The 25,468-nt window shown below is 62.6% G+C and carries 20 protein-coding genes; 7 read left to right on the top strand and 13 right to left on the bottom strand.

All coding sequences use genetic code 11. The features are described 5' to 3' along the window. Positions 1-9: 9 nt before the first annotated feature. Positions 10-384, bottom strand: a complete 375-nt coding sequence (locus tag ABWI03_RS01900) for a nitroreductase family deazaflavin-dependent oxidoreductase (RefSeq protein WP_298777137.1) — start codon at positions 382-384, stop codon at positions 10-12. 110 nt (positions 385-494) lie between these two features. On the opposite strand from ABWI03_RS01900, the gene ABWI03_RS01895 reads away from it, so the two are divergent. Continuing rightward, positions 495-1,148 carry a TetR/AcrR family transcriptional regulator gene (locus ABWI03_RS01895; protein ID WP_235170331.1) on the top strand — a complete coding sequence of 218 codons (654 nt, stop codon included), beginning with the start codon at positions 495-497 and terminating at the stop codon, positions 1,146-1,148. An 8-nt stretch (positions 1,149-1,156) separates the two neighbouring features. On the opposite strand, the gene hutG is transcribed toward ABWI03_RS01895, so the two are convergent. The 11 genes from hutG to ABWI03_RS01840 form a co-directional block, all read right to left on the bottom strand. Beyond that, complete coding sequence (hutG, locus tag ABWI03_RS01890; RefSeq protein ID WP_298777138.1) at positions 1,157-2,125, bottom strand: formimidoylglutamase; 969 nt, start codon at positions 2,123-2,125, stop codon at positions 1,157-1,159. A 23-nt stretch (positions 2,126-2,148) separates the two neighbouring features. Continuing rightward, on the bottom strand, positions 2,149-3,339 hold the full coding sequence (gene hutI / locus ABWI03_RS01885) for an imidazolonepropionase (protein ID WP_296551978.1): 1,191 nt from the start codon (positions 3,337-3,339) through the stop codon (positions 2,149-2,151). A gap of 37 nt (positions 3,340-3,376) precedes the next feature. Further along, on the bottom strand, positions 3,377-5,050 hold the full coding sequence (hutU, locus tag ABWI03_RS01880) for a urocanate hydratase (RefSeq protein WP_298777139.1): 1,674 nt from the start codon (positions 5,048-5,050) through the stop codon (positions 3,377-3,379). A 42-nt stretch (positions 5,051-5,092) separates the two neighbouring features. After that, positions 5,093-6,529 (bottom strand): purine-cytosine permease family protein, encoded by a 1,437-nt coding sequence (locus tag ABWI03_RS01875; protein WP_069145581.1) that lies wholly within the window; start codon positions 6,527-6,529, stop codon positions 5,093-5,095. 202 nt (positions 6,530-6,731) lie between these two features. Then, positions 6,732-8,096 (bottom strand): FAD-binding oxidoreductase, encoded by a 1,365-nt coding sequence (locus tag ABWI03_RS01870; protein WP_124569608.1) that lies wholly within the window; start codon positions 8,094-8,096, stop codon positions 6,732-6,734. A 16-nt stretch (positions 8,097-8,112) separates the two neighbouring features. Beyond that, positions 8,113-9,186 (bottom strand): aminotransferase class I/II-fold pyridoxal phosphate-dependent enzyme, encoded by a 1,074-nt coding sequence (locus ABWI03_RS01865; protein ID WP_298777140.1) that lies wholly within the window; start codon positions 9,184-9,186, stop codon positions 8,113-8,115. Continuing rightward, on the bottom strand, positions 9,183-10,751 hold the full coding sequence (hutH, locus tag ABWI03_RS01860) for a histidine ammonia-lyase (RefSeq protein WP_298777141.1): 1,569 nt from the start codon (positions 10,749-10,751) through the stop codon (positions 9,183-9,185). Before hutH ends, ABWI03_RS01865 begins: the two co-directional genes overlap by 4 nt. 106 nt (positions 10,752-10,857) lie before the next feature. Continuing rightward, positions 10,858-11,649: an IclR family transcriptional regulator gene (locus tag ABWI03_RS01855; RefSeq protein WP_095968444.1), complete on the bottom strand. Its 792-nt coding sequence runs from the start codon at positions 11,647-11,649 to the stop codon at positions 10,858-10,860. A gap of 90 nt (positions 11,650-11,739) precedes the next feature. Continuing rightward, the gene (locus tag ABWI03_RS01850) at positions 11,740-12,402 is read right to left on the bottom strand and encodes an IclR family transcriptional regulator (protein ID WP_298777142.1); all 663 of its coding nucleotides are present in this window, start codon (positions 12,400-12,402) and stop codon (positions 11,740-11,742) included. 37 nt (positions 12,403-12,439) lie between these two features. After that, a complete protein-coding gene (locus tag ABWI03_RS01845) occupies positions 12,440-13,582 on the bottom strand; it encodes a CaiB/BaiF CoA transferase family protein (RefSeq protein ID WP_298777143.1) in 1,143 nt (380 codons plus the stop codon). A gap of 11 nt (positions 13,583-13,593) precedes the next feature. After that, positions 13,594-14,763: an acyl-CoA dehydrogenase family protein gene (locus tag ABWI03_RS01840; protein ID WP_298777144.1), complete on the bottom strand. Its 1,170-nt coding sequence runs from the start codon at positions 14,761-14,763 to the stop codon at positions 13,594-13,596. Between the two features lie 235 nt (positions 14,764-14,998). Between ABWI03_RS01840 and ABWI03_RS01835 the strand changes: the two genes are divergently transcribed. The 6 genes from ABWI03_RS01835 (at position 14,999) to ABWI03_RS01810 (ending at position 24,859) form a co-directional block, all read left to right on the top strand. Beyond that, complete coding sequence (locus ABWI03_RS01835) at positions 14,999-19,645, top strand: NAD-glutamate dehydrogenase (RefSeq protein WP_298777145.1); 4,647 nt, start codon at positions 14,999-15,001, stop codon at positions 19,643-19,645. A gap of 109 nt (positions 19,646-19,754) precedes the next feature. Next, positions 19,755-20,510, top strand: a complete 756-nt coding sequence (gene hutC / locus ABWI03_RS01830; RefSeq protein WP_024487384.1) for a histidine utilization transcriptional repressor HutC — start codon at positions 19,755-19,757, stop codon at positions 20,508-20,510. Positions 20,511-20,727: 217 nt separating this feature from the next. After that, positions 20,728-22,122 carry a serine hydrolase domain-containing protein gene (locus ABWI03_RS01825; protein ID WP_298777146.1) on the top strand — a complete coding sequence of 465 codons (1,395 nt, stop codon included), beginning with the start codon at positions 20,728-20,730 and terminating at the stop codon, positions 22,120-22,122. Between the two features lie 98 nt (positions 22,123-22,220). Next, a complete protein-coding gene (locus tag ABWI03_RS01820; RefSeq protein ID WP_124569616.1) occupies positions 22,221-23,300 on the top strand; it encodes a dipeptidase in 1,080 nt (359 codons plus the stop codon). A 32-nt stretch (positions 23,301-23,332) separates the two neighbouring features. Continuing rightward, the gene (locus tag ABWI03_RS01815; protein ID WP_206028790.1) at positions 23,333-24,268 is read left to right on the top strand and encodes an alpha/beta fold hydrolase; all 936 of its coding nucleotides are present in this window, start codon (positions 23,333-23,335) and stop codon (positions 24,266-24,268) included. An 84-nt stretch (positions 24,269-24,352) separates the two neighbouring features. After that, a complete protein-coding gene (locus ABWI03_RS01810; protein WP_124569618.1) occupies positions 24,353-24,859 on the top strand; it encodes a ClbS/DfsB family four-helix bundle protein in 507 nt (168 codons plus the stop codon). On the opposite strand, the gene ABWI03_RS01805 is transcribed toward ABWI03_RS01810, so the two are convergent. Beyond that, positions 24,850-25,428, bottom strand: a complete 579-nt coding sequence (locus ABWI03_RS01805; protein WP_298777147.1) for a GNAT family N-acetyltransferase — start codon at positions 25,426-25,428, stop codon at positions 24,850-24,852. The genes ABWI03_RS01810 and ABWI03_RS01805 overlap by 10 nt on opposite strands. Positions 25,429-25,468 lie beyond the last annotated feature (40 nt).

The raw sequence follows: 25,468 nt of genomic DNA, 5'->3' as shown, positions 1-25,468 counted from the left end.
CGAGCAGGTTCAAGCCGTAGTCAGATCCATCCGGAGATACTCGGTGATGCGGAGCATCCTCGGGGGTTGGGACACGTCTGAGGAAAGTGCTTGAAATGCTTCGTCTTTCGCGACGAGGCGCGGGGCGCCGAGGCTCACCTCCGTCTCGTCGACCGACAGTCGAGCGCTCCCCGCTTTCAAGACGTTCTGCACCCAGTCCGAGCCTGATCCGTACACCAGGATGAAGACGTAGCCGCCGTCGACCGGATAGGCGTCGAGAGGCGTCTGATAGGTCGTCCCGGATGTGCGTCCGATGTGTGTCAGTACCGGCCACTTCCCGCTCGAGATCGCTCGCGGATTGAACACTCGCTTGTTGACGTGTCCCCACCATCTCGGCATCGGCATCGTGATCTCCTTTCGCGAGCGCCTTACGAGCGTAAGGCTGACTTACACCTGTAAGGGTGACTTACGTCTGTAAGGTTGTCAACGTATTCGTTCCTCGGAGGGGAGTCTGCGTGGCACGGCAACCGCGACAGTCGCTGAACAGAACTCGCGTGATCGAGGGTGCAATCCGCGTTGCCGACGCCGGCGGTGTCGAGGCCGTCACGATGCGACGAGTGGCTCAGGAATTGGGCATCGAAGCAATGTCGCTCTACCACCACGTGCCCAACAAAGATGCGATTCTCGACGGCGTCGTCGATGCGGTCTTCGAGGCGATCGACCTACCCGACAGCGAGTGTGCGGATTGGCGAGATGCAATCCGCGTCCGCGCCTTTTCCGCTCGAGCAGTCCTGTCGCAGCACCGTTGGGCTCTCGGTCTGCTGGATTCGCGACGCAACCCTGGCTCGGCGACTTTGCGTCATCTCGACGCTGTGCTGGGAGTTTTCCGGAAGGCGGGGTTCACGCTGCCGATGGCCGCCCATGGAGCCTCGCTGATCGACAGCTACATCGGCGGATATGTTCTCCAGGAGGCAAATCTACCGATCAGCGCCCCCGGCGACGTCGAAGAAGTTGCGAGTGGCATCCTCGAGCACCTTCCGGCTGAAGAGTTGCCCTTCCTTCACGAGATGATCGTCGATCACGGTCTGAGTCCGGCTTACGACCACACGAGTGAGTTCGCCTACGGTCTCGATCTCATTCTCGATGCGCTGGAGGCGCGCCGAGGCTAGCGCCGAGGCTACCGACGAATCGGTGCGTGCTTGGTGACAATCCGGTGGATCAGGCGAGCAGCGGTCCGTGCAGTGCGATTGTCGACGTCGAGGCTCGGGTTCAGTTCGGCGACATCGAGAACCGCGAGCTTTCCGCTCGACGTGACTCGATCACATACGTATTGGATGGTTTCCAGGCTGACACCGTAGGCCGCGGGTGCGCTGACGCCCGGCGCCACGGCGGCAGGAAGTACGTCGAGGTCGATGGTCAGGTAGACCAGATCGACGTCGTCGAGGAAGTCTGCGAGGAACTGATCCACGACGCCTCGATCGATCACTCCGCATTCTTCGTCGAGCAGATAGCGAACGCCGAGACGGTGGGCCGTGTCGAACAGAGCAGTGGTGTTGCTGGGCTGGCTGATTCCGATCACGCTGTACTGATGCGAGGTACCGGCCGCGGCTTCGTCCTCGGCGATCTGACGAAAGGGCGTGCCGGAGCTGGGGATCGGATCGCCACGTAGATCGAAGTGCGCGTCCAAGTTGAGGATTCCGAGTTTGGCTCCGGCGGTCCGCAACTCTGAGCCCGCGACGCCGAGGTATGTACCGTAGGCGATTTCGTGTCCTCCCCCGAGAACCACGGGGAAGTGTCCCGAATCGAGCGCAGCGCTGACTGCGTTCCCGAGTGCGGCTTGACCGGCCTCGAGTTCTTCACCCGACACGGCAACGGTTCCCGCGTCCTGAATCTGCAGTGGTTCGGCCAGCGCCATGGAAGCCAACCCGGCTCGCAATGCGTCCGGGCCGTCCGCGGCACCGCGACGGCCCTTGTTGCGACGGACTCCTTCGTCGCTGGAGAATCCGATCAGAACACAGTCACCGGGTGCGGTCTCGACTGAATACGGTTGCACGGCATGATGCCACCGCAGATGCTCGGCAGAGGTACCGTCGGAGCGTCCGGTCCACGGCTTGGGTTCGATGTCGACTGCGATCTGATGTGCCACGACGGCCTCCCGGTGAGTGTATTTCAGTAGCTTGTGGCGAGTGCGCCGTTTTTCCAGACCTCGCGCACCAGAGGCACGCCCGGGCGGTAGGCGAGGTGGAGGTACGAAGGTGCATCGAGCGCGATGGCGTCGGCACGTGTTCCGAGAGAAAGGGTTCCGACGTCGGTACGTTGAAGCGCGCGGGCGCCACCGGCAGTGGCTGCCCAGACCGCCTCAGCGGGCGTCATGTGCATGTCTCGCACCGCAATTGCGATGCAGAACGGAAGGCTGGTGGTGTAGCAGGTGCCGGGGTTGCAGTCGGCGCCCAGAGCTACGGTGACTCCGGCGTCCAGAAGTGCGCGGGCGTCGGGGTACTTGTTGCGGGTGGAGAAGTCGGCGCCGGGCAACAGTGTTGCGACGGTGGAACTCTGAGCCAGGACATCGATGTCTTCGGCGGTGACGTAGGTGACGTGATCGACGGACGCGGCACCCATCTCGACGGCGAGCTGGACTCCTGGCCCTTCGCCGAGTTGGTTTCCGTGGACGCGGGGGATCAGTCCGGCGGCGACGCCTGCGCTCAGGACTGCATGTGCCTGTTCGCGGTTGAATGCTCCTCGCTCGCAGAAGACATCGATCCACTTCGCATGTGGCGCACAGGCAGGGATCATCTCGTCGCACGCCATGGCGACGTAATCATCGGCGCGGCCGGCATATTCGGGTGGTGGAACGTGGGCAGCCAGCAGTGTGACCTCGTCGGTGAACTGCCCGGCGATCAGCGCGCTGCGTAGTTCGCTCTCGGTGTTCTGCCCGTACCCGGTCTTGCATTCGACGGTTGTGCTGCCCGAGCGCAAGGATTCGTCGAGTAGGCGCCGAACATTGGCCTGCAATTGCTCGTCGGTGGCCGAGCGCGTCGCTTCGATGGTGTTGCGAATGCCGCCGGCGGCGTACTTTTCGCCCGCCATGCGAGCCGCGAATTCCTCGGCCCGCTCGCCACCGAACACGAGGTGTGAGTGACTCTCCACGAAGCCGGGAAGCAGGGCCCGACCGCCGATATCCTGACCGATATCGGCAGCCGGGGCGTCGGCGGAATCGCCGACCCAAGCAACAACGCCGTCGTCGAAGACGATTGCCGCGTCGTGTCGTACGCCGAGCTTGCCCTCACCCAGAGTCGGGTCATTGGTGACGAGGGTTCCGATGTTGGTCAGAACTGTGGTTCGAGAACCATTCGTAGTCAATGTAATTCCTAACTCAGGGTGAGGTGGTGGAGCTGTTTCAGTTCTCGGTCATCGGGATACGGACGCCGCGTGTGGCTGCCGTGTCGATGGCGTGGTCGTATCCTGCATCCGCATGCCGGATGACGCCCATACCGGGGTCGTTGGTGAGAACTGCTTCGAGCTTCTTGGCTGCGAGTTCGGTGCCGTCGGCAATGCACACCTGACCCGCGTGGATGGAGCGTCCCATACCGACGCCGCCACCCTGGTGAAGTGAAACCCACGAAGCGCCGGATGCGGTGTTGACCAGGGCGTTGAGCAGCGGCCAGTCGGCAATGGCGTCGGACCCGTCGATCATCGATTCGGTTTCGCGGTACGGCGAGGCGACCGATCCCGAGTCGAGGTGATCGCGGCCGATGGCGATCGGTGCGGACAGTTCGCCCGAGGCGACCATCTCGTTGAACTTGAGGCCGGCGAGGTGACGCTCGCCGAAGCCGAGCCAGCAGATGCGGGCCGGAAGGCCTTCGAAGGCAACCTTTTCGCCTGCCATGGTGATCCAGCGGCGCAGGTGCTCGTTCTCGGGGAAGAGTTCGAGGATGGCCTTGTCGGTGGCCTCGATGTCCTTGGGGTCACCGGAGAGCGCTGCCCAGCGGAAGGGGCCGAGTCCTTCTTCGAAGAGCGGGCGGATGTAGGCCGGAACAAATCCGGGGAAGTCGAAAGCGCGGTCGTAGCCGGCCTTGCGGGCTTCGTCACGGATGGAGTTGCCGTAGTCGAACACCTCGGCGCCGGCGTCCATGAATCCGACCATGGCCTTGACGTGCGCGGCCATCGCGTTGCGGGAATCTTCGGTGAACTTCTGCGGATCCTTCTCCGACATGATCTTCATGTCGGGGAAGTCGATACCGATCGGCAGGTAGGCGAGGGGATCGTGCGCCGAGGTCTGGTCGGTGACGATGTCGATGGGGGCCTTCATCTCCAGCAGCGCCGGGAAGATCTCTGCCGCATTGCCTTCGAGGCCGATGGAGAGCGGCTTCTTGGCGTCACGTGCCGCTGTCGCGAGTTCGAGCGCGTGCTCGATGCTGTCGGCCTTGGTGTCGAGGTACTTGTGGGCGATACGACGGTCGATGCGGGTGATGTCGCAGTCGACACAGATCGCGACACCGTCGTTCATCGTGACAGCGAGAGGCTGAGCGCCGCCCATGCCGCCGAGACCTGCAGTGAGGGTGATCGTTCCGGCGAGTGAGCCGTTGTAGCGCTTCTTCGCGATGGCGCCGAAGGTCTCATAGGTGCCCTGCAGGATTCCCTGGGTGCCGATGTAAATCCAGGAGCCTGCGGTCATCTGGCCGTACATGGTCAGACCGAGGTCTTCGAGACGGCGGAACTCCTCCCAGTTGGCCCAGTCACCGACGAGGTTGGAGTTGGCGATCAGGACTCGGGGTGCCCACTCGTTGGTGCGGAAGACACCGACCGGCTTGCCGGACTGGACCAGCATTGTCTCGTCGTTCTTCAGCGTCTTCAGCGTGGCGACCATGGCGTCGAATGCCGCCCAACTACGTGCTGCGCGACCGGTTCCGCCGTAGACGACGAGGCTGTCCGGGTGCTCGGCAACATCGGGGTCGAGGTTGTTCATGAGCATGCGCAGGGCGCCCTCCTGCTGCCAACCGAGCGTCGTGAGCTCGGGGCCGCGGGGAGCACGGACGGGGCGCGGCTCGTGGCCGGGGGTGCTGATTTCCATTGTGTTCTCCTAGCTTGCTGAAGTTCGAAAGATGTTGGGGGATCAGACGCGAGAGTCGGTCATCGCGGTGTGATCGGGGTAGATCATCGACGCAGGCGGATTACTGGTGCGCTTGGCGAGCGGGTAATAGATCAGGCCGGTGAAGACGATGCCGACGAGCCACGAGATGTCGGCGCCACCGAGCATGTCCGTGACGGGGCCGGTGTACATCTTCTGGGCGAGGAACGGGATCTGGGCGAGAACACCGGCGGCGTAGCAGGCCAGGGCAGTGAAGTTCCAGGCTCCGTACCGACCGTTGACGTCGTAGAGCGCCGGAATGTCGATGCGTTCCTTGGAGATCAAGTAGTAGTCGATCAGATTGATCGCACTCCACGGCGTGAACACCATCAGCAATACCAGGACGAAGTTCTTGAAGTTGTCCAGGAAGTCGGCGCTGGCGGCGATCGCGATCAACACCGAGACGGCGGTGAAACCGAGGATGTAGAGGGTGCGCGCGGTGCTGGAGATTCGCGACTGGCCGTTGAAGGCTGTGACGGTGGTCAGGATCGACATGAATCCGCCGTACGCGTTGAGCACGTTCACCGTCAGCTTGCCGACCAGGATGACGAAGTAGATCAGGAAGGCGATGGCAGCGGGTCCGGCGAGATCTCCCATGAAGCCGACCTGGTTACCCAGGAACGCGTCGCCTGCGCAGGCCGCGACGAGAGCGCCGAAGGTCATGGACCACTGTGATCCGATGACGCTACCGAGGAACGTCGACCAGAACGTGGTGCTCTCGGAGGTGCTGCGCGGCAGGTAACGCGAGTAATCGGCGACGTACGGGCCGAAGGTGAGCTGCCAACCGGCACCCAGCGAGATCGCGAGCAGGAAGGTGACGATGTCGAAGCCCTTGATGCCGACGTATGAGGCGACGTCGTACTCGAGGAACAGTCGAACGGCCAGGTAGGAGAATCCGACGATGCCCACGACGGTGGCGATTCTGCCGACGATGTGGATCAGCTTGTAGCCGGTGACCGCGACGAATGCGGTGAGGAGACCGAAGACGACGATGCCGACGGTGGGGCTGTCGATGTGCAGGATCTTGTTGACGGCTTGGCCGGCCAACACAGTGCCCGTGGCAGCGAAGCCGAGGTACATCAGGATGACCAGAACAAGCGGGACGACGGCTCCCTTGACGCCGAACTGGGCGCGACTCGAGATCATCTGGGGGAGGCCCATGCGCGGACCCTGTGCGGAGTGAAGCGCCATGACAGCGCCACCGAAGATGTTGCCGATCAGAAGTCCGACGATCGCCCAGATGGCGTCCGCGCCGAATACGACGGCGAGAGCACCGTCGACGATTGCAGTGATCTGCATGTTGGCGCCGAACCAGAGAGTGAACTGGCTGCGCGGGGTGCCGTGTCGTTCTGCATCCGGGACGACGTCGATAGTGCGTCGCTCCGGAGTGAGGATGACCTCGGCCGGTCCATCGTGAGTCATAGGCCTGTCTTTCTGCTGCGAGCCCGTCGAGCGACGGAATCGACGTCGGGGTAATGCCCACCTTCTTCGTGCTTGGTGCTTTGCGCCTTGCGCTCTGTGCGCTGGGTCACTGTCACTGCGGATAAATGTATATGCCTGTATATACAGGCGTCAATACCCGGAACCAGTTTTCACGTAAATGCTGTGTAACACCCCTCGCGAATCAGAAACCCTTACCCGGGTTGAGGATTCCGAGCGGATCGAACGCGGCCTTGATCGATCGGTGCAGTTGCATGCTGTCCTCGCCGAGTTCGAGAGAGAGCCAGCGACGCTTCAGGACGCCGACGCCGTGCTCTCCGGTGAGAGTTCCGCCGAGTTCGAGGGCATGCCGGAAGACCTCGTCCGCGGCGGTCCACACGGCTTCGGGGACCGAGCCGTCTTCGGTGCGGTCGAATACGAACGTCGGGTGGACGTTGCCGTCACCCGCATGGGCGACCGTCATGATCTTCACCGAATGCTCGGCAGCGGCCCGGTCGATACTTTCGAGCATGTCGGGCAGTTTCGACCGTGGGACCCCGACGTCTTCCACGAGGCATTGCCCGAGACGTTCGGACGCCGGGTAGGCGAGCCTGCGGATCTCGAGTAGTTGTGCGGCTTCCGCTGCATCCTGCGAGACGGCGACAAAATCGGCGCCGGCCTGTTCGAAGTGTTTCTGCATCGCCGCCGCTGCTGCGTCGGCATCGACCCCGTCGGCCTGCGCGATCAGCATCGCGGCAGTATTGTCTTCCAACCCGATTCGTTTCCAGTCGTCGACTGCGCGAAGGGTTGCTCGATCGATCAGTTCGAGCAGGCTCGGCCCGATCCCGTCACGAACGACCGCGGCAACTGCGTCCGCCGCGGAGCGGAGAGAATCGAAACTGCCGACGACGGTGACCGGTGCTCTCTTGGGTTTGGGTTGGAGCTTGAGTGTGGCGCTCGTGACGACTCCGAGAGTTCCTTCCGAACCGACGAGAAGGCTCGTCAGGTCGTATCCCGCAACACCTTTGACGGTCCTTCGACCCGTTCGCACGATCCGCCCGTCAGCGAGTACCACCTCGAGGCCCAAGACTGAATCGCGGGTGACGCCGTACTTCACGCATCGAAGTCCACCGGCGTTGGTGGCGATGTTCCCGCCGATCGTGGAGATCTCGAAACTGCTCGGATCCGGGGCGTACATCAGCCCGTACTCGTCTGCTGATCGACTGATGTCGGCGTTGATCACCCCGGCTTCCACGACAGCGAGCTGATCGTCCGGATTGACCTCGAGAATCGAGCGCATGCGAGTGGTCGAGATGACCAGGCAGCCCTCGACGGCTGTCCCGCCGCCCGCCAAACCGGTTCCCGCCCCGCGGGTTACCACCGGGACACGGTGAGCAGTAGCCCATTTCAGGGCCTCGGAAATGTCGGCCGCAGTTTCGGCGAGCATGACGGCTACCGGATGGCCGGGTTCGGCGAGATGGGCCTCGTCGCGACGGTACGAGTCCATTACCGCCGGGTCGGTGATCAGGCGACTCGAACCGATCGACCGAGCAAGTTCGTGGACGGACATTCTTTTCTCCAGTCGGTCAAAGGTTGTGTGCGAGAGCGTCCACAGCTGAGATCACGGCGTTTTCTGCGGCCCGCTCGCCGACGGTGACCCGCACCCCCTCGCGAGGGAACATCCGGACCGAGACACCCTGGGCGACGCAAGCCGCTTCGAGTGCAGAAGCTCTCTCGCCGAGAGGGATCCAGACGAAGTTGGCTCCGCTGGGGACGGACTCGACGCCGCGCAGAGCCAATTGCTCACGTAGGTGCGCGCGACCCTCGGTTACGGTTTCGACTATCGAATCGGTGTGCGCCGGATCGGTCAACGCTGCGCAGGCCGCGGCCTCGGCAACGGCGCTGAGCCCGAAGGGCGGTGCCGCGCTACGAAGATCCGCTGCGATCGCCGAGTCGGTGATGGCGTAGCCGGCCCGAAGGCCGGCCAATCCGTAAGCCTTGGAGAAGGTTCGGAATACGACGATGTTGGGAAAGGCTCGAAGCAGGTCGACGCCGTCGACATCGCCGGTCGCGAACTCCCGGTAAGCCTCGTCCAGGAGGATGAGGACGTCACCCGGGATCGAGCGGGCGAACGAGACGAACTCCGCGGTCGAGAACTCGCTTCCGGTCGGATTGTTCGGGTTGCAGACGAGTACCGCGCGGGTCTGCGGAGTCACGGCTGCCGCCATTGCACTCAGATCGTGCCTATGTTCGGAATCGAGTGCGACAGGTACACCGCTCGCTCCGGCGATTCCGATCAGAATCGGGTACGCCTCGTAGCTGCGCCACGGGTAGACGACTTCGGTACCCGGGCCCGTGTATGCGGTCAATACCTGCTGGAGCAGTGCCAGCGAACCGGCGCCGACCAATACCTGGTCGTCGCCCACGCCCAGACGGTCGCTCAACCGGGTGATCAGCGTGTCGCCGAACAGCGACGGATACAAGTGCGAGTGTGCGGCCGCGAGATTGACGGCCTCGAGAATTGCCGCCGAGGGTGCAACCGTCGACTCGTTGCTCGACGCCCGCCACCGAACCTGCTCCAGGCCGGCGGCTTTGGAGTATCGAGGGAGTGCTTCGATTTCAGGTCGAGGGTGCGGCCTCAGTGCTCCGGGTGCGGTCATGCCAGGGCACCGATCGCGTTCTCCGCGGCCGCAACGAGTGCGCCGGATGCCGCCAAGTCCACCGCCGCCTCGATCTCGGGGGACAGGAAGCGGTCGGTACCAGGCCCCTGCACCTTCTCGCGTAGCGTCCGGAGAACCGCTCCGGTGGCGGGGGAGGGCTCGAGTGGGGACCGGAGATCGATTCCTCGTGCTGCAGTCAGTATCTCGATGGCGAGAACCCGGGTGAGACCGTCGATGGACCGGCGGAGCTTGCGGGCACCCGACCATCCCATGGAGACGTGATCTTCCTGCATGGCCGAGGAAGGAATCGAATCGACGCTGGCGGGGCTCGCGAGTCGCTTGAGTTCGGACACGACGGCAGCTTGCGTGTACTGCGCGATCATCAGTCCGCTGTCGACTCCGGGGTCGTCGGCGAGGAAGGGAGTCAGGCCGTGATTGCGCGCAACGTCGAGGAAGCGGTCGGTGCGGCGTTCGCTGATACCCGCGACGTCCGCGGTCACGATGGCGAGGAAGTCCAAGACGTAGGCCACGGGAGCGCCGTGGAAGTTGCCGTTCGACCGAACCCGCCCGTCGAGGGTGACAACGGGATTGTCGACAGCACTGGCCAATTCGCGTCCGGCGACGAGGCGGGCATGATCGACGGTGTCACGTGCGCCGCCGGCGACCTGCGGAGCGCACCGCAGTGAGTACGCGTCCTGTACCCTGGTGCAGTCAGGGCCCGCATGGCTGGCAACGATCGGGGAGTCGGCCAGCAGACGCACCATGTTCGAGGCCGCCGCACCCTGTCCGGGGTGGGGGCGAAGTGCCTGAAGATCTGCGGCGAATACCTGATCGGTTCCGAGCAGGCCCTCCACGCTCATCGCGGCAGCAATGTCGGCCAGCTTGAGTAGATGATCGAGATCGGTGATCGCGAGGGCCAATTGGCCGAGCATCCCGTCGGTGCCGTTGATCAGTGCGAGGCCTTCCTTCTCGGCCAGAACCACCGGTTCGAGGCCTTGGGCGGCCAATGCCGTTGCCGCATCGGTGAGTTCACCGTCGGCGGTGCGGACGGAACCTTCGCCGATGATTGCCATCGCCACGTGCGCCAGTGGTGCCAGATCTCCCGAGCATCCGAGGCTGCCGTATTCGTGCACCACCGGAGTGATGCCTGCGGTAAGTAGGTCGGCGTACGCCTGCGCGACCACGGGGCGCACTCCGGTCCGTCCGGTGGCGAGCGTCGACAGGCGTAGCAGCATCAAGGCCCGGATCACTTCGCGTTCGACCTCCGGCCCCGAGCCCGCCGCATGCGAGCGGATCAGGCTGCGCTGCAACTGCGTCCGCAGATGCTCCGGGATGTGCCGGGTGGCAAGCGCGCCGAATCCCGTGGAAACTCCGTACACCGGCGTGGGGTCTGCGGCCAGGGCTTCGATGCGTGCACGACTTTCGGCGATCGCGGCGAGGGACTCGGCGGTCAGTGCGACGCCGTAACCGTTTCGGGCGACGTCGACGACGTCGGCGATGGTGACAGCGCCGATTCCGACCTGGATGGTTCGGGTGGCTGTCTGGGTGGCAGGGGTGGCGTTCATGGGACTCCAATAGTGCGGCAGTGATTCAGTAAGTCTTGTATACGAGACTCTAGTCTTGAATATGAGACGAAAACAAGGCCCGGGAAGTACGCAGCGGAGAATTTTGTTACATGTCGGCGGTCGGGGTCTCCACCATTCGATCGCCGAGGTCGGCGGAGAACTCGGCGCTGACGGTGCGCACTCGGTCGGCGATCAGGGCGCTCTCCTCGGCCGATTTGGAGCCGGAGAGGAAGGTGACGCCGAGAGCTGCGACCGGACGACCGTCCCGTGTGATCACGGGGCTGGCGATGCAATTGATCCCGGATGTCGTCGCATTCTCTTCTACCGCATACCCGCTCTCGCGTGCTTCGGCGAGCAGGTTTCGCAGTTCGGCGAGCGTCGACGGTCCTGTTCCGGTCCGCGTCGGCCAGGTGTACCCCTCGTACAGCGCGCTGATCTGTTCCGCGTCCAGGCGGCTCAGAATTGCCCGCCCGACTGCGGTGAGGTGCGCCGGAAGGCGGGTCCCGATCTCGGTCACCAACCGCACGCCCGGCTTGAGCGGTTCACGTTTGTCGAGGTAGATGACGTCAGAACCTTGAAGTACCGCCAGGTGGGAGGTCTCGTCCGTCGACTGCGTGAGTGCCAGCATGAATCGTTGGCCCTCGCGGTGCAGTGGGCCGGATCGCATGTACGACGCACCGACTTCGAACGCCGAGACACCCAGAGTCCAGGCGCGTTGATCAGCCCAGTACGAGACGAACCGTCGATCCCGCATGACATTGAGCAAATGATGCGTCGTGCTCTTGGGTAGGTCGAGGGCGCTGGAGATGTCCGCGGTCGCGAGCGGCACACCCCGGCGAGCCAGCAGATCGAGCACGTCGAGCACACGCTCAGCGGATTTCACGCGGCTCGTGCTCATGGGTGTGTCCTTACAGGTAGGTCGGAGGAGGTAGCGGGGGACCCACATTGTCTCGGATACGAGACTGAATCGCCAAGTGCTCGGGGTGGCTCAGGGAGTCTGGCTGCCGAGTTCCGCGGACAACCGGGCGCAGTGCTCCACCAAGACGCGACCGTGGCTGGCGCAGACCTCGTCCGTCAGACGGAATGTCGGGCCGACGACGCTGAGCGCCCCGGCTATCTGACCGACTACGTTGTAGATCGGCGCGGCAACTCCGGTCGAGTGGTCCTCGATGGTGTCGTGCGCAATGGCGTATCCGCTCTCACCCACCTTGCCGCTCAACGCTGCGCCGACGGCGGTGCCGTTCAGGGGAACGCTCTGGCCCACCCACCCCATGTGGCGGATCGCGTGCGTGCCCTCGATCTGATCGAGATACAGCGCAGTGTCTTTCGGTCCCATCGTCGACAGGTAGGTCGACTCCCTCGTGGTTTCGGCGATGGCCTTCATCGCGGGCCGGGCTCTCGGCAACAGTTGATTGTCGCCGAGAGCGCGAGCTCCGATCTGCAGTAGCCGCGGGCCGACGCGATAGACGTTGTCCTCGCCGCGAACGACGAACTCGGTTTGTTCGAGGCTTCTGATCAGGCGAAGCGCGGTGCTGGTTGCCAGATCGGTTGCCTTGGCGGCGTCGCCGAGCGTCAACCCGCCGTGCTCGACGATCGCACCGAGAAGTTCGAACGTGCGATTCGCGCTGCGGGTCACGTCGCCGGGGGCCATGTCCTACTCCAAGTGCCGAGGGATGTCTGCGCTGAATCTATCGCGAGCCCGGTAGCACCTCGCCGTGGTGCTCGTCCAGCAGGGGGCTGCGGCGAACTCCTGGACGTCGGCTCTCACCGAAGACGACGGGTTGTCGTACGTAGGAGATCTTTCCTGCTACCGGGTGCACGAACGATTCGACGACTCCGCGGTACTCGGCCTGTGCGGAGGTGAGTGCCTGTTGGACGTCCCAGATCTCCGAGCCGGCGAGCCCTGCAGCGCCGAGAATGTCGACCACGTCGGCGACGGTCTTTCCGGCGGCCCAGTTTTCGATCTCCTTACGCAGTGCCGGCTCGTTCTCGGTCCGAACGGTGTCGTCGGCAAATCGAGGATCTGCGATCAGGTCGACGCGATTCATCGTCTGCGCCAATTTCTCGAACCCGGATTGGCTCGCAACTGCGAGGACGAAGAGTCCGTCGTCGGCCCGATAGGTGTCGAAAGGTGTGGACACCGGATGACGGTTACCGACGCGCGGGGGAGTGAGCCCGGTGGATTGCAGTTGGCTGTGTGCTGTCGGCAGCATGGCGAGCATGCTGTCGAACATCGCGACGTCCAGATGCTGTCCGAGCCCGGTCGCCCGTGCACTCAGCAGGGCAGTACTGATTCCCCAGGCGGCGAACAGCCCGGCGACCAGGTCTCCGAACGACTCACCCAACCGGGTCGGCCCGGATGCTTCCGAGCCGGTGATGCTCATGATCCCCGAAAGGGCTTGGACCACAAGATCGTAGGCTGCAGCTCCGGACATGGGTCCGTCCTGGCCGAAACCGGAGATCGACGCGTACACGATCCGCGGATTGCGAGCCCGCGCAGCCGCGTAGTCGATTCCCAGGCGCTTGGTGACGCCCGGGCGAAAGTTTTCGACGACGACGTCGGCGGTCTCGATGAGCGTCAGCAGCGCCTCACGGTCCTCGTCGTTCTTGAGGTTGAGTGCCACCGAACGCTTTCCGCGATTGAGCACGTTGAAGTAGATGCTCTCGCCGTCGCGGAACGGGCCGAGATGCCGAGAGTCTTCACCATGCTCGGATTCGATCTTGACGACGTCCGCGCCGGCATCCGAAAGCAGTGCGGTGCAATAAGGTCCGGCGAGGACACGCGAGAGGTCGATGACCCGGATGCCGTCGAGTGGGGGAAGTGCAGTCATGTCCGCGCCTTTCAGAACTCGGTGGAACGCGGCGACGGAGCGTTGCCGGCAATGGTGAGCAATTGAATCTGCGAGGTGCCCTCGAAGATGCGGAGAATGCGGCAATCCCGGTACAGGCGTTCGATTTCCGATTCGCGCATGAATCCCGCGCCACCGTGGATCTGCACGGTTTGATCGACGATCGAGAAGCAGGCTTCAGTGGCGACGTACTTCGAAATCGATGCGGCGCGGCGGATGTCCTGGCCGGCGTCCTTGACGTCGGCGGCCCAGTCTGCGGTGACGCGTGATGCGACCAGTTGCGCGTCGCAGCCACCGAGGAGGAGCTGAATTGCCTGGAAGTCGAAGATAGGCGTGCCGAACTGCTTTCGCTCGGTGGCGTACTCACGTCCCAGTTCCCAAGCGCGCAAAGCGATGCCGTTCGCCATTGCCGCGACGTCGATGCGCGCTCGGTTCAGTGCGGTCAAGGCGATGTTGCCGCCGCGGCCTTCGGTGCCGATCACCGAGTCGAGCGGGAGGACGACGTCGTCGAGGTAGACGGTGTATGTCGGAGCCGAGCGAATTCCCATCTTGTCCTGCGGTTCCGAATAGCTGATTCCCGGTGTGCCTTTGGGGACGACGAAGGCGGTGATGCCGCGGAATCCTGCGCTCGGGTCAGTCTTGGCGAAGAGTACGACCAGGTCGGCTTCCTTCGCGTTGGAGATGTACGTCTTGGACCCGGAGAGATGCCAGCCGTCGTCCTCGCGTCGGGCGACGGTACGCATCGACGCGATGTCTGATCCGGCGTCGGGTTCGGTGAGTGCGAAGCCTGCCAGCAGTTCGCCTGAAGCCAACTGGGGCAACCAGCGATGCTTCTGCTCTTCGGAACCGCCGACGAGAATCGGCTCGAGGCCCAGGTAGTGCGCGGTGTAGATCGACGCCAGAGCGGCGTCGGTGCGTGCAACCTCCTCGATGGCGACCAGTTGGGTTCGTGTCGACAGACCCAGTCCGCCGAATTCCTCCGGCACGGAAATGCCCATGAGGTCCTGCTGTCCGAGGCGCTTGACCAGCTGCGCCGGGAACTCTTTGGACTCGTCGCGTGCGGCCGCACCGGGGTGAATCTCGGCGTTGGCGAAGGCTCGGACGGTGCTGCGGAACTCTACGAGATCAACGTTGTCGATGTCGGGCGCGGTCTGGGTGGTCACGGGGGCTCCTTCGAAGCGAGGTGTTCAACAAATTTCATCTAATGGAATCTAATTGCCACTAGTCGGCATGAACTGACTATGGCCGAGGGTGGCGAATTTGTCCAGGGGTGTAGCTGTTGTGTCGCGGCTCACGTTCTGCAATGATCAACTTGTCTAAGCCTGTATAGACAAGTTGATCGCGGATCGAATCCTCTACCAGTCGGAAGCAGCGTGGCTTTCGGCGGAAGGTGCTGACATGAGCCTCGTTTCAGTCGACACGACACCGGACTCCGAGAATGTGAGGAGGGTGTCCAGTACGTATTTCGAGGGCTTGTCTGCGGATCGATACGCTGCGCTTGCCGAAGACCGCAAGCTTGCGATCGTCGCCGCGCACATGGACCTTTCGCGTCGGCGAGGACATAATTCGTCGATCTCGCGACTCGCGCCGGCCGGGGAGTTGGGTGATGGCCCGGCGATTCAATACGTCGGCGACGACATGCCGCAGCTCGTCGAAGCGGTCCTGGCGACGCTCGCCCGTGCTCGCATGGAACCGGAATTCGTGGTGCACCCTGTGCTTGGCACAGTCGTGCAACCGGCGCACAGCATCGAAGGTGCCCGGTTTGGTGAGCGCACCGAATCATGGATCCACATCGGGCTACCCGCACATTGTTCGGACGAGCAGGCTCAGGTGATCGCGGAGGACGTCGACGGAATCCTCGACCGAATCGCGCATGCCTTCCGCGATTCCTTATCCCTGCGGGATCTCGTCGACGAGGCGTGCGAGCAACTGGACTCGGATGGCTACGCAGAAGAGGCTGACTTCCTCCGGTGGTGCAGCGCCGGAAACTTCAGCGTCGTCGGCGGTGCGAAGACAATCGACGGCGAGGAGACGAAGACTCTCGGCGTGCTCCCCGATCCAACCGGCTCCTCGGATTCGAAAGCGGCGCCCCTCTCGGTCGGGGTGATGACTCTCGGGCGAGGGTTCGGTGGCTCCGCCTACGCCACCGAGATCGATGTGTCCGTCGGTGACCGTGCGTACCGGTTCATCGGGTCCTTGACCGCGACCGGCCTTGTCGCGGATGTTCGGCGAACCCCGCTCGTGCGCGGACGTGTCGCAGACATCTTCGATGCCTCCGGATCCACCGTCGATTCGTTTGTCGGACAATCGATGCTGGCAGTAATCCAGTCGATCCCGATCACAGTGCTGTTCGCAGCCGAGCCGGCCCGAATCGCGGACGCGCTGGACGAACTCACTTCCGTGGACGGCCGCACGTCGATCCATCTGTTCTTGCAACCGGTGGGATGTTCTCCTGCGGCTGGGCGGGATCAAGAGTTGTCGGCGTTGCTCTTCGTTCCGCGCGAGAAGTTCAGTACGACGATCAGAACAACGGCCGAGTCGGTACTCGCCGACGCGCTCGGTGCCCGCAATATCGAATTCTCCAGTCGAGTCTCGGAATCTGCCCTGGCCGTCGTGCATTTCACGGCCACAGTCGGCAGCGGCGCGAATTTCGCATCGGCGCGACAAGCGCGGGAGATTCGGGACCTCGTCGTCGACGCGTGCTTGACGTGGGACGAGCGATTCGTTCTGGATGCTTCGCACTACGACGAGCGGCGCAGGCGTGCTCGGTTCGCCGAGCGAGTTCCGGTGGCATACAAGCAGGATTTCGATGCCGTCCGCGCTGCCGAGGACATGGCGGTATTCGATGGCCTCGAACTCGGAGAGGTGAGCCCACGGTTGGCCCGATCTGTCGACGGACCCGGTACTCACAGACTCGGGCTGTACGTATCGGGTGACCCGCTCTCGCTGGGCGAGGTGCTGCCGGTATTGCAGAGCCTGGGTGTCGACGTGGTCGACGAGCGTCCGTACGAGCTCGTCCCGGTGGGGTCGGAACAGGCCTGGATCTACGAGTTCACGCTCGACTATCCGAATGCTCCTGTCGACGGCTTCGACGACTTTGCCGCGCGCTTCGCTGCGACATTTGCCGCGGTTCGACGCGGCGACGCCGAGCCGGACTCGTTCAACGAATTGGTCGCGATCGCGGGACTCGGTTGGAAACAGGTTGTGGTGCTGCGGGCATACGCGGAGTTCTTGCAGCAAGCAGGATTTCCGTACAGCAACAGTCGTGTCGCCGAGGTACTTGCCGATCATCCCGAGATCGCCGGCGGTCTGTGTGAATTGTTCGAGAGTCGTTTCGATCCTGACGCCGTCGACGGTGATCGGGGCGCACGCGCAGCAGCGGCGGTGGATACGGCTGTGGCACAAGTGCAAGGACTGGACGCTGATCGGATCTTGCGCGCGATGTCGGAACTGGTCTGTAACACGTTGCGTACCAACTACTTCGTGTACGGCACCGCATCGCTCGGCGCACTCTCGCTGAAGTTCGATTCGGAGCAGCTGTCCGTATTGCCTTTCCCTCGTCCGAAGTTCGAGATATTCGTGTACTCACCAGATGTCGCAGGTGTGCACCTTCGCTTCGGTACGGTCGCTCGCGGCGGCCTGCGCTGGTCGGATCGGAAAGAGGACTTCCGCACCGAGGTACTGGGACTGGTGAAGGCGCAGGCAGTCAAGAACGCGGTCATCGTGCCTGTCGGCGCGAAGGGCGGATTTGTCGTCAAACGTCCGCCGGTTCCGGGTCTGGGTGCAGACGCAGACCGGGAAGCTGCATTGGCGGCCGGAATCGATTGCTACCGATCCTTCATTCGCGGGCTACTTGACCTGACCGACAACGTCGACAAGCAGAGCGGCGCCGTTGTCGCAGCGCGACGGGTCGTTCGCCACGACGGAGACGACACATATCTTGTTGTCGCCGCGGACAAGGGCACTGCAAAGTTCTCCGACATCGCGAACGAAGTTGCTGCGGAGTACGGATTCTGGCTCGGCGACGCCTTCGCCTCCGGCGGATCGGTCGGCTACGACCACAAAGCCATGGGTATCACGGCGAAGGGCGCCTGGGAAAGTGTCAAGCGGCACTTCCGGGAGCTCGGCGTCGATACCCAGCACGACGACTTCACCGCGGTGGGGATCGGAGACATGAGCGGTGACGTCTTCGGTAACGGAATGTTGTGCAGCAATCACATTCGCCTGATCGCGGCGTTCGATCATCGGCATGTGTTCGTCGACCCGAACCCGGCAGCGCAGAGCTCGTACGACGAGCGATCACGTCTCTTCACGCTCCCACGATCGTCGTGGGCCGACTACGACCCGACCTTGATCAGTGCCGGCGGCGGAGTGTGGGAGCGCTCGGCGAAGCGCGTTCCGATCAGTGACGAGATGCGACAGGCACTGGGCCTCGAGGACGACGTCACCGAACTGACTCCACCGCAACTGGTTCGGGCGATTCTGCGGTCCCCGGCAGATCTGTTGTGGAACGGCGGCATCGGAACGTACGTCAAGGCCTCCGCCGAGTCCGATCTCGAAGTCGGCGACAAGAGCAACGATGCCGTTCGGGTGAACGGCAACGAAGTGCGTGCGCGAGTGATCGGCGAAGGAGGCAACCTCGGCCTCACCCAGGCCGGACGGATCGAGTACGCACGCGGCGGCGGGCGGATCAACACCGACGCCCTCGACAATTCGGCCGGAGTCGATTGCTCAGATCACGAGGTGAACATCAAGATCCTTCTCGACTCCCTGATCAGTTCAGGCGTCGTCGCGGACTCACATCGCGTTGCGCTACTCGAATCGCTGACCGATCAGGTCGCAGAACTCGTTCTTGCAGACAACCGTTCACAGAACGAGCTGATGGGCACCACGCGCGCGGATGCGGGGGCGATGATCGGTGTGCACGGCAGAGTGATTTCGAGCCTCGAGGTTCGCGGAATCGTCGACCGCGTCATCGAAGGGTTTCCGACCAAGAAACAGTTCGCTGCGGCCGAGAAGACGGGAACGGGACTGACGTCGCCGGAACTCGCCACATTGATGGCCCACGTCAAACTCGATCTGAAATCCACTCTGTTGGCGGGAAGCTCGATCGACAACCAGATCTACCGCAAGGCGCTGCTGAACTACTTTCCGGAGGGCGTTCGAGATGCAGGGGGCGATGCCCTCGACCGGCACCCCCTGCGACGCGAGATCGTCGCGACGGTGCTGACGAACAACGTCATCGATCGGGGAGGCATCACCTATGTGTATCGCCTCGGTGAAGAGGTCGGCGCTGATCCGGAGGACGCAGTACGCGCCTTCACCGTGGTGTCCGAAGTGTTCGGTCTGTGGGAGTTGTGGCGCGACATCAGCGAAGCCTCGATCTCGACAGCCGTATCCGACGAGTTGATCCTGCTCACCAGACGACTGCTCGACCGCGCGTCACGGTGGATGCTGACGCGTCGGCCTCAACCGCTGGCGGTCGGGGCCGAGATCAGCCGGTTCGGTGATCGCATCGCCGAGGCATCGGCCGAACTCGATGGCTGGCTGGTAGGTGCAGATCAGCGGAACCTGGCTGCGCGAACTGTCCTCATCACGGACAAGGGCGCGCCGGAGAACCTGGTCAGGCGAGTGGAGATCCTGCTCGACCAGTTCGGGCTGCTGGACGTGGTGGAGATCGCGGACCTCGCCGATCGCACAATCGCGGAGACCGGCGAACTTTACTTCCGGCTGGGTGAACACGTTGGGCTCGTCCCGATGCTCAATCGAGTGTCGGCATTGAGCAAGGACGGAAAATGGAACGCGCTGGCCAGGTTGTCGTTGCGTGACGAGTTGTACTCGACGGTGCGGGCATTGACCCTCGACGTCTTGGCCGACGCGCAAGCAGGTGACTCGACAGCGGAAAAACTCTCCCGGTGGGAAGAGAGGAATGCGTCGAGAATCGAGAGGTCCACTCTCGCTCTCGCCGAGATCGAGGCATCCGGGCAGCACGATCTTGCTGCGCTTTCGGTTGCGACGAGCCAATTGCGGCGCATGGTGGGTTAGGTCCGGCGCGGACGCTCGCGGATGGATCGGAAAGGTGCACGAGGCGGATAGACTTCGGAGGCCGAACGGGAGAACCGACTCGGTGGTTTTCGAGGAACGGGTGGTGGCGATGGCGATTGCCGAAGTGGACGCAGAACTCGCCGTGCTGTTCAACGAGGCAGGCGGCGAGTCCGCCCCTGCCTACGAACGGGTCAAGAACCTCGTGGTCTCGCAGATCAACTCGGGTCGGTGGACCGAAGGCGATCAGCTGCCTTCGGAAAACCAACTGGTGAGTGCGCTGGGATTGTCACGTATGACCATCAATCGAGCGCTTCGTGAACTCACCAGCGACGGTCTGATCGTGCGGATGATGGGGGTCGGTACTTTTGTCGCCGCCACCAAGACCGCGTCCCCGCTGTTCGAAGTCAAGAACATCGCCGACGAGATTCAGCGCCGCGGCCACCGTCATCGAACCGAGGTCGTCTTCGTTCGTGAGGAAGAAACCGACCACGGGCAGACGTTTCTTCGTGAATCGGTGGGCAAACGGGTGTTCCATTCGCTGATGGTGCACTTCGAGGACGAAACTCCGATTCAGGTGGAAGACCGATTCGTGAATCCGAACGAGGCGCCCGACTATCTGCGCCAGGACTTCACCGCGATCACCCCCAACAACTACTTGAGTGACGTTGCGCCTCTGGTTCGCGGCGAGCATGTCGTGGAAGCGGTGTTGGGGAGCCCGGACGAATGCGAGCTGCTCCGCATCGATCGAGGGGAACCGTGCCTACTGATTCGCCGCCGCACCTGGTCGGCCAACGGGTTGGTCAGTGCGGCGCGCTTGATCCATCCGGGTTCACGCAATCGCTTGGAAGGAACCTTCGAGCGCTGATCGTTTCGAATGGCGAATCCTGAACACAGGCTCGTCCGATCGCACCATTTTCGGGTGCAACTTCGGTGCAATCGACCAGGACGTGACTGCGAGCACACTGAGATCATGGGTGGACGGCTATTGCTTCCGCAACCTCACCTCCCGACGAGTGAGACCTGAGCGGATCGCAGTAACGCCATCTACGCCACTGGCTTCCATGATCGAAGGAGTTCGACCTGTGACCGACTTGCCCAAGGACCTACTTGTCGCCCCGAAGTGGCAGGAACGCCTCGACGAACTGGCAGCCAAGCATTCGGTACCGGGCGCGCAGGTCGGTGTGATCGCGCTGGGCGAAGACGGCGCAGCGGATATCCGTGTCATCACCACCGGAGTGACGAGCCTGAACACACGAGTCGACGTCGATGCCGACACCCTGTTCCAGTTCGGATCCGCGAGCAAGATCTGGACGACGACGCTGATCATGCAGCTCGTCGACGAGGGCAAGCTGACGCTGGACACCTTGGTGGTGGAGGTGCTTCCGGAGTTCACGATCGCGGATCCTTCCAACACGAAGGAAATCACGATTCGCCAGTTGCTCACGCACACAAGCGGTATCGACGGAGACCTGTTCAACGACACTGGTGACGGCGACGACTGCGTCGAGAAGTACGTCGACGAACTCGCGACCGCGATCAGCGTCACCGAGCCCGGCGGACATCTGAGTTACAGCAACGCGGGTTTCGCCGTGGCCGGCCGTATCGTCGAGGTTCTTCGTGAGATGACGTGGGACGAGGCGTTGGTCGAATACCTCTGGAAGCCACTCGGATTGACGCACATCATCACCAAGGCCAAGGACGCCCCTCTGTACCGCACCGCCGTCGGCCATGTGGCCAACCCGGATCGGACGTCGCCGGACAAGGTGGTTCCGACCAAGCAGTGGCTGCTTCCGCGCGGTATCGGTCCGGCCGGCATCATCACCGGATCCGTCAGCTCTCTGCTGACATTCGGTGCTGCACACATGCGAGACGGCCTGGCTCTGACGGGTGAGCGCATTCTGTCCGAAGAGTCCGCGCGCCTGATGCGCACTCCGCAATTCGACCTGACCGCGGTCTCGAGCGTCGATCAGGCCTGGGGTCTCGGCTGGATCCTGTCCGACTGGGGCGGTGTGACGTCCGCGCAGCATGGCGGTGCGACGATCGGTCAGATCACTCGTTTTCACACCTTCCCCGAGCTCGGTCTCGCCATGGCCGTAGTCACCAACTCGCGTGGCGGCGGTGCCCTGGCCCACGACATCGAGAAGGAGATCGCGCAGGAGCTCGATCTCGTTCTGCCGGAGCCGAAGTCCGAGCCGAATGCAGAAGACATCGACCTGTCGCACATTCTCGGAACCTATGAATCGACAACCGTTCGCATCGAACTCACGCGTGGCGACGACGGCGGATTCCAGGTGCAGAACTTCGCCAAGATCGAGATCGACGGCGAGCCGCCCGCCCCGCCCACCAAGGTCGTGCCTCTGTCCGCTTCCCGGTTCTCGATCAGTAACGAGAGCGCTTCGGGTGAGATGGCTCATCTCACGATCGATGGCGAGGAATATCTGTACATGACAAGGCTTTTCAAGAAGATTTCCGACTAGTCGCGGCGAGATGATTCTCTCCGCTGAATGAAATCTCGGGCAGGTCGAGGGCGATGAGGGCCCTCGACCTGCCCGCACTACTTTCCCGAGGAAAACTCATGTTGAAACCTCTCGCTCCTTTCCCGGACGTGAATCACCCAGCGGCACTGGATGCTTACGGCCTTGCACCGGTCATCGACGGCCACAACGATCTCGCATGGACAGCTCGCGAGACTGCCGACTACTCGGTGGAGAATCTCGAGAAGGATTCCATCTTCCAAACCGACATCGACAAACTCGGTCGCGGTGGCGTCGGTGCGCAGTTCTGGTCGGTTTACACCCCGTGTGACCGGACGGAGGCCGAGGCTGTTCAGTACACACTCGAACAGATCGACTTCGTGTACCGGTTGATCGAGCGGTACCCGGATACTTTCGAATTCGCGCGTACAGGTGACGACGTGCGTCGCATCTGGAGCGAGGGCAAGGTTGCGTCATTGTTAGGCGCAGAGGGCGGTCACAGCATCGGCAGTTCGCTCGGCGTCCTGAGAATGATGGCGCGCCTTGGTCTTCGGTACATGACGCTGACGCACAACGACAACACCGGGTGGGCGGACTCCGCGACGGACACCCGAGTGCACGGCGGGCTGACCGACTTCGGTCGCGAGATCGTGCGCGAAATGAACCGGCTCGGCGTGCTCGTCGACCTGTCGCACGTCTCGGTGGAAACGATGAGAGATGCCGTCGAGACGTCGTCGGCACCGGTGATCTTCAGCCATTCGTCCTGCTCTCAGCTGTGCGGTCACCCCCGCAACGTTCCCGACGACGTCATGCGGCTGCTCGCGGCAAACGGCGGGGTCATCATGATCGCCTTTGTGCCTATGTTCCTTTCTGCCGAGTACAACGAGTGGTTCAAAGGCGGGCGGGTCGGCCCACGGCCGGCGATGACGGTGGACCATCTGGCCGATCATGTCGAGCATGCCCGAGACGTCGCGGGCATCGACCACATCGGTTTGGGTAGTGACTACGATGGATTCGACGACTTTCCGGACGGTATGCAGGACGTATCCGGTTTCGCGGTGTTGATAGACCGTCTGGCGGAACGCGGTTGGCCTGCGGAGGACTTGGCAAAGCTGATGGGCAACAACGTGTTGCGTGTGCTCGACGAGACCAGTGTGGCCTCGATGTCGAGCCTTTCCTAGCCGTATCGACGCCCGAAAAGATGAGGATGAGAATGAAGAAGATTCGTACCGTTGCACTGAAGGTTCTTGCGTCGGTGTCCGTAGTTCTGGTTGTGCTGGTATCGATAGCGCTCGTATTCGATGTCGGCTCCGCCAAGGCGAGCGTTCCGACCGGGGAAACCGGCAACCAGTTCGTGTCCGTAGACGGAAAGAACATGAGCTACTCGATCCGCGGCAACGGCGATCAGACCATCGTTCTGCTGCCCGGATTCGGAACGTCTGCACCGATTCTCGACTTCACGCCGCTCGTCAACGAGCTGGCACCTGACTACCGCGTAGTCACGATCGAGCCCTTCGGATACGGGCACAGCGACGGAACGGACAAGGATCGCACGACGGCGAACATCGTCGAGGAGGTACACGAGGCTGTGCAGTCTCTGGGGATCGACCAATACATCCTCATGGGTCACTCGATCACCGGTGTCTATGCACTGGACTACACGGCGAAGTACCGCGACGAGGTCACCGCTTTCGTGGGAATCGACAGTAGTGTTCCGGGTCAGCCGAATATGGATACCAAATTCCCGATCGAAGCACTCCGAGTTGGAAGGCAATTGGGCTTGGCGGAATTGCTCTCCAAGTTCGTCGGCGGTGAAACCTCGGACGAGTACCTCGACGCCGCAGCAAAGGACGAGATGCGACAGTTGACTGCGAAGAACAACTTCAGCGACACCTATCTCAACGAGATGGATCATCTTTCCAGCAACTTCGCAGAAGCAATCGGCAGGACATTCCCGGCTGATCTTCCGATTCTGTTGTTCGCCGTGCAGAACTCAGAAGTCGAGGGCTGGACTGCGCTGCACGAAGGACAGGCAGCATCGGTCGATCATGGTGAATTGGTCTTGCTGGACGGAGATCACTACCTGCACCACACCAAGTCGAAGGAGATCGCCGAGAACGTCAACAGGTTCATGGGAGAACTGAACTAGCTTCGGTAGACGTTAGGTTGAACGCGGGGTCATCGGATTCGATGGCTCCGCTTCTTCCATTTTTGACGAAAGTTCGGAGGCATTGTGGCGCAGACCTTGTCACGCGAGGAACTGGCGAGTGAGCTGGACACGGCGTATTCGAAACTCGACGCGTTACTCGAGAGCGCCGCCGAGGCCGATGTTTTCGACGTCGTTGCCGTCGATGCGTGGACGGTGCACGACGTACTCGCTGTGCGTGTCTGGTGGGCAGAGGCCGTCGTAGAGTGGATAGGTGCCGGACTGCGAGACGAGACCCCGCAGACGCCGGCGGCGGGTTACAAGTGGACGCAAACACCCGCGCTGAATCAGTCGGTGGTCGAGGCGAGTGCAGGTACCTCGGTTCGAGAGCTTCGGGATCGTTTGCGCGCGGCTGTCGCAGCGCTGCGTCGATACGTGGAAACTCTCGACGAGGATCAACTGCTGTCGGTCGGGGTTTTCTCGTGGACCAGGACCTGGCCGGTGTCGAGGTGGATCGCAGTCAACACGATCACCCAATACGCGTCCTTGTCGAAAATGATTCGGCGAGTGCTGAAGTCGAACAATCAGCCCTGAAGTCGATGCATCCGCCAGACATCTGGTCCGTCGGGGAGCGCGGCCTGGCCGACGATCGTGAAACCGAACCGTTGGTACAGCGGTAGATTTCGTTCGGTTGACGTATCGAGCCAGCAATCCTGTTCAGTTCGATCCAGCTCCGCCAAAGCATGTTTCAGTAGCGCAGAACCCAATCCGGTTCCGCGTGAGCGCAGCGTCGTACCGATCGTTGCCAACGACCATGCGTTGTCGGGGACGGGAAGCGCAGACAGTTGTTCGTCAGCCTGAAGAACGCGCTCGAACCGATCTCCGTGCAGTTCGACGATCTTCTCGACGGTCGCTTCATCTGGCTCCGGGGCGTCGGGCGGCAGGACTGCGATGACGCCGTTGCCGGAATCGTCGATGTAGGAACGCCCGAACGGTAGTGCCAGGTGTTCGAGGTAGATCCGTTGCAGAGCCGCGACGCGTTCCACGTGGGAGTCTTCGGCGACGCACCAGTTCGTCCAGGGGTAGTCGGCAAACGCCTCGCCGAGAACCTCGGCGGCACGGTCGAGGTCGTTGATGGACAGCGGTCGAACAGAATTCTGCATAGTGCCACTTCAGCACAGTCGATCCTGCCGTCGCCACTCG

The organism is Rhodococcus baikonurensis, from assembly GCF_040489275.1.
Taxonomy (GTDB): domain Bacteria; phylum Actinomycetota; class Actinomycetes; order Mycobacteriales; family Mycobacteriaceae; genus Rhodococcus_F; species Rhodococcus_F baikonurensis.
Note: the sequence above shows the minus strand (reverse complement) of the source record. Positions and strands in the feature narration are given on the sequence as shown.

Excerpts from the sequence above, each read along its gene's own strand:
- ABWI03_RS01815 (WP_206028790.1), top strand. The coding sequence starts at position 23,333 with ATGAAGAAGATTCGTACCGTTGCACTGAAGGTTCTTGCGTCGGTGTCC.
- ABWI03_RS01805 (WP_298777147.1), bottom strand. The coding sequence starts at position 25,428 with ATGCAGAATTCTGTTCGACCGCTGTCCATCAACGACCTCGACCGTGCC.
- hutH (WP_298777141.1), bottom strand. The coding sequence starts at position 10,751 with ATGAACGCCACCCCTGCCACCCAGACAGCCACCCGAACCATCCAGGTC.
- ABWI03_RS01835 (WP_298777145.1), top strand. The coding sequence starts at position 14,999 with ATGAGCCTCGTTTCAGTCGACACGACACCGGACTCCGAGAATGTGAGG.
- ABWI03_RS01845 (WP_298777143.1), bottom strand. The coding sequence starts at position 13,582 with ATGACTGCACTTCCCCCACTCGACGGCATCCGGGTCATCGACCTCTCG.
- ABWI03_RS01820 (WP_124569616.1), top strand. The coding sequence starts at position 22,221 with ATGTTGAAACCTCTCGCTCCTTTCCCGGACGTGAATCACCCAGCGGCA.
- hutU (WP_298777139.1), bottom strand. The coding sequence starts at position 5,050 with ATGGAAATCAGCACCCCCGGCCACGAGCCGCGCCCCGTCCGTGCTCCC.
- ABWI03_RS01900 (WP_298777137.1), bottom strand. The coding sequence starts at position 384 with ATGCCGATGCCGAGATGGTGGGGACACGTCAACAAGCGAGTGTTCAAT.
- hutC (WP_024487384.1), top strand. The coding sequence starts at position 19,755 with ATGGCGATTGCCGAAGTGGACGCAGAACTCGCCGTGCTGTTCAACGAG.
- ABWI03_RS01865 (WP_298777140.1), bottom strand. The coding sequence starts at position 9,186 with ATGACCGCACCCGGAGCACTGAGGCCGCACCCTCGACCTGAAATCGAA.
- ABWI03_RS01855 (WP_095968444.1), bottom strand. The coding sequence starts at position 11,649 with ATGAGCACGAGCCGCGTGAAATCCGCTGAGCGTGTGCTCGACGTGCTC.
- ABWI03_RS01850 (WP_298777142.1), bottom strand. The coding sequence starts at position 12,402 with ATGGCCCCCGGCGACGTGACCCGCAGCGCGAATCGCACGTTCGAACTT.
- ABWI03_RS01875 (WP_069145581.1), bottom strand. The coding sequence starts at position 6,529 with ATGACTCACGATGGACCGGCCGAGGTCATCCTCACTCCGGAGCGACGC.
- ABWI03_RS01870 (WP_124569608.1), bottom strand. The coding sequence starts at position 8,096 with ATGTCCGTCCACGAACTTGCTCGGTCGATCGGTTCGAGTCGCCTGATC.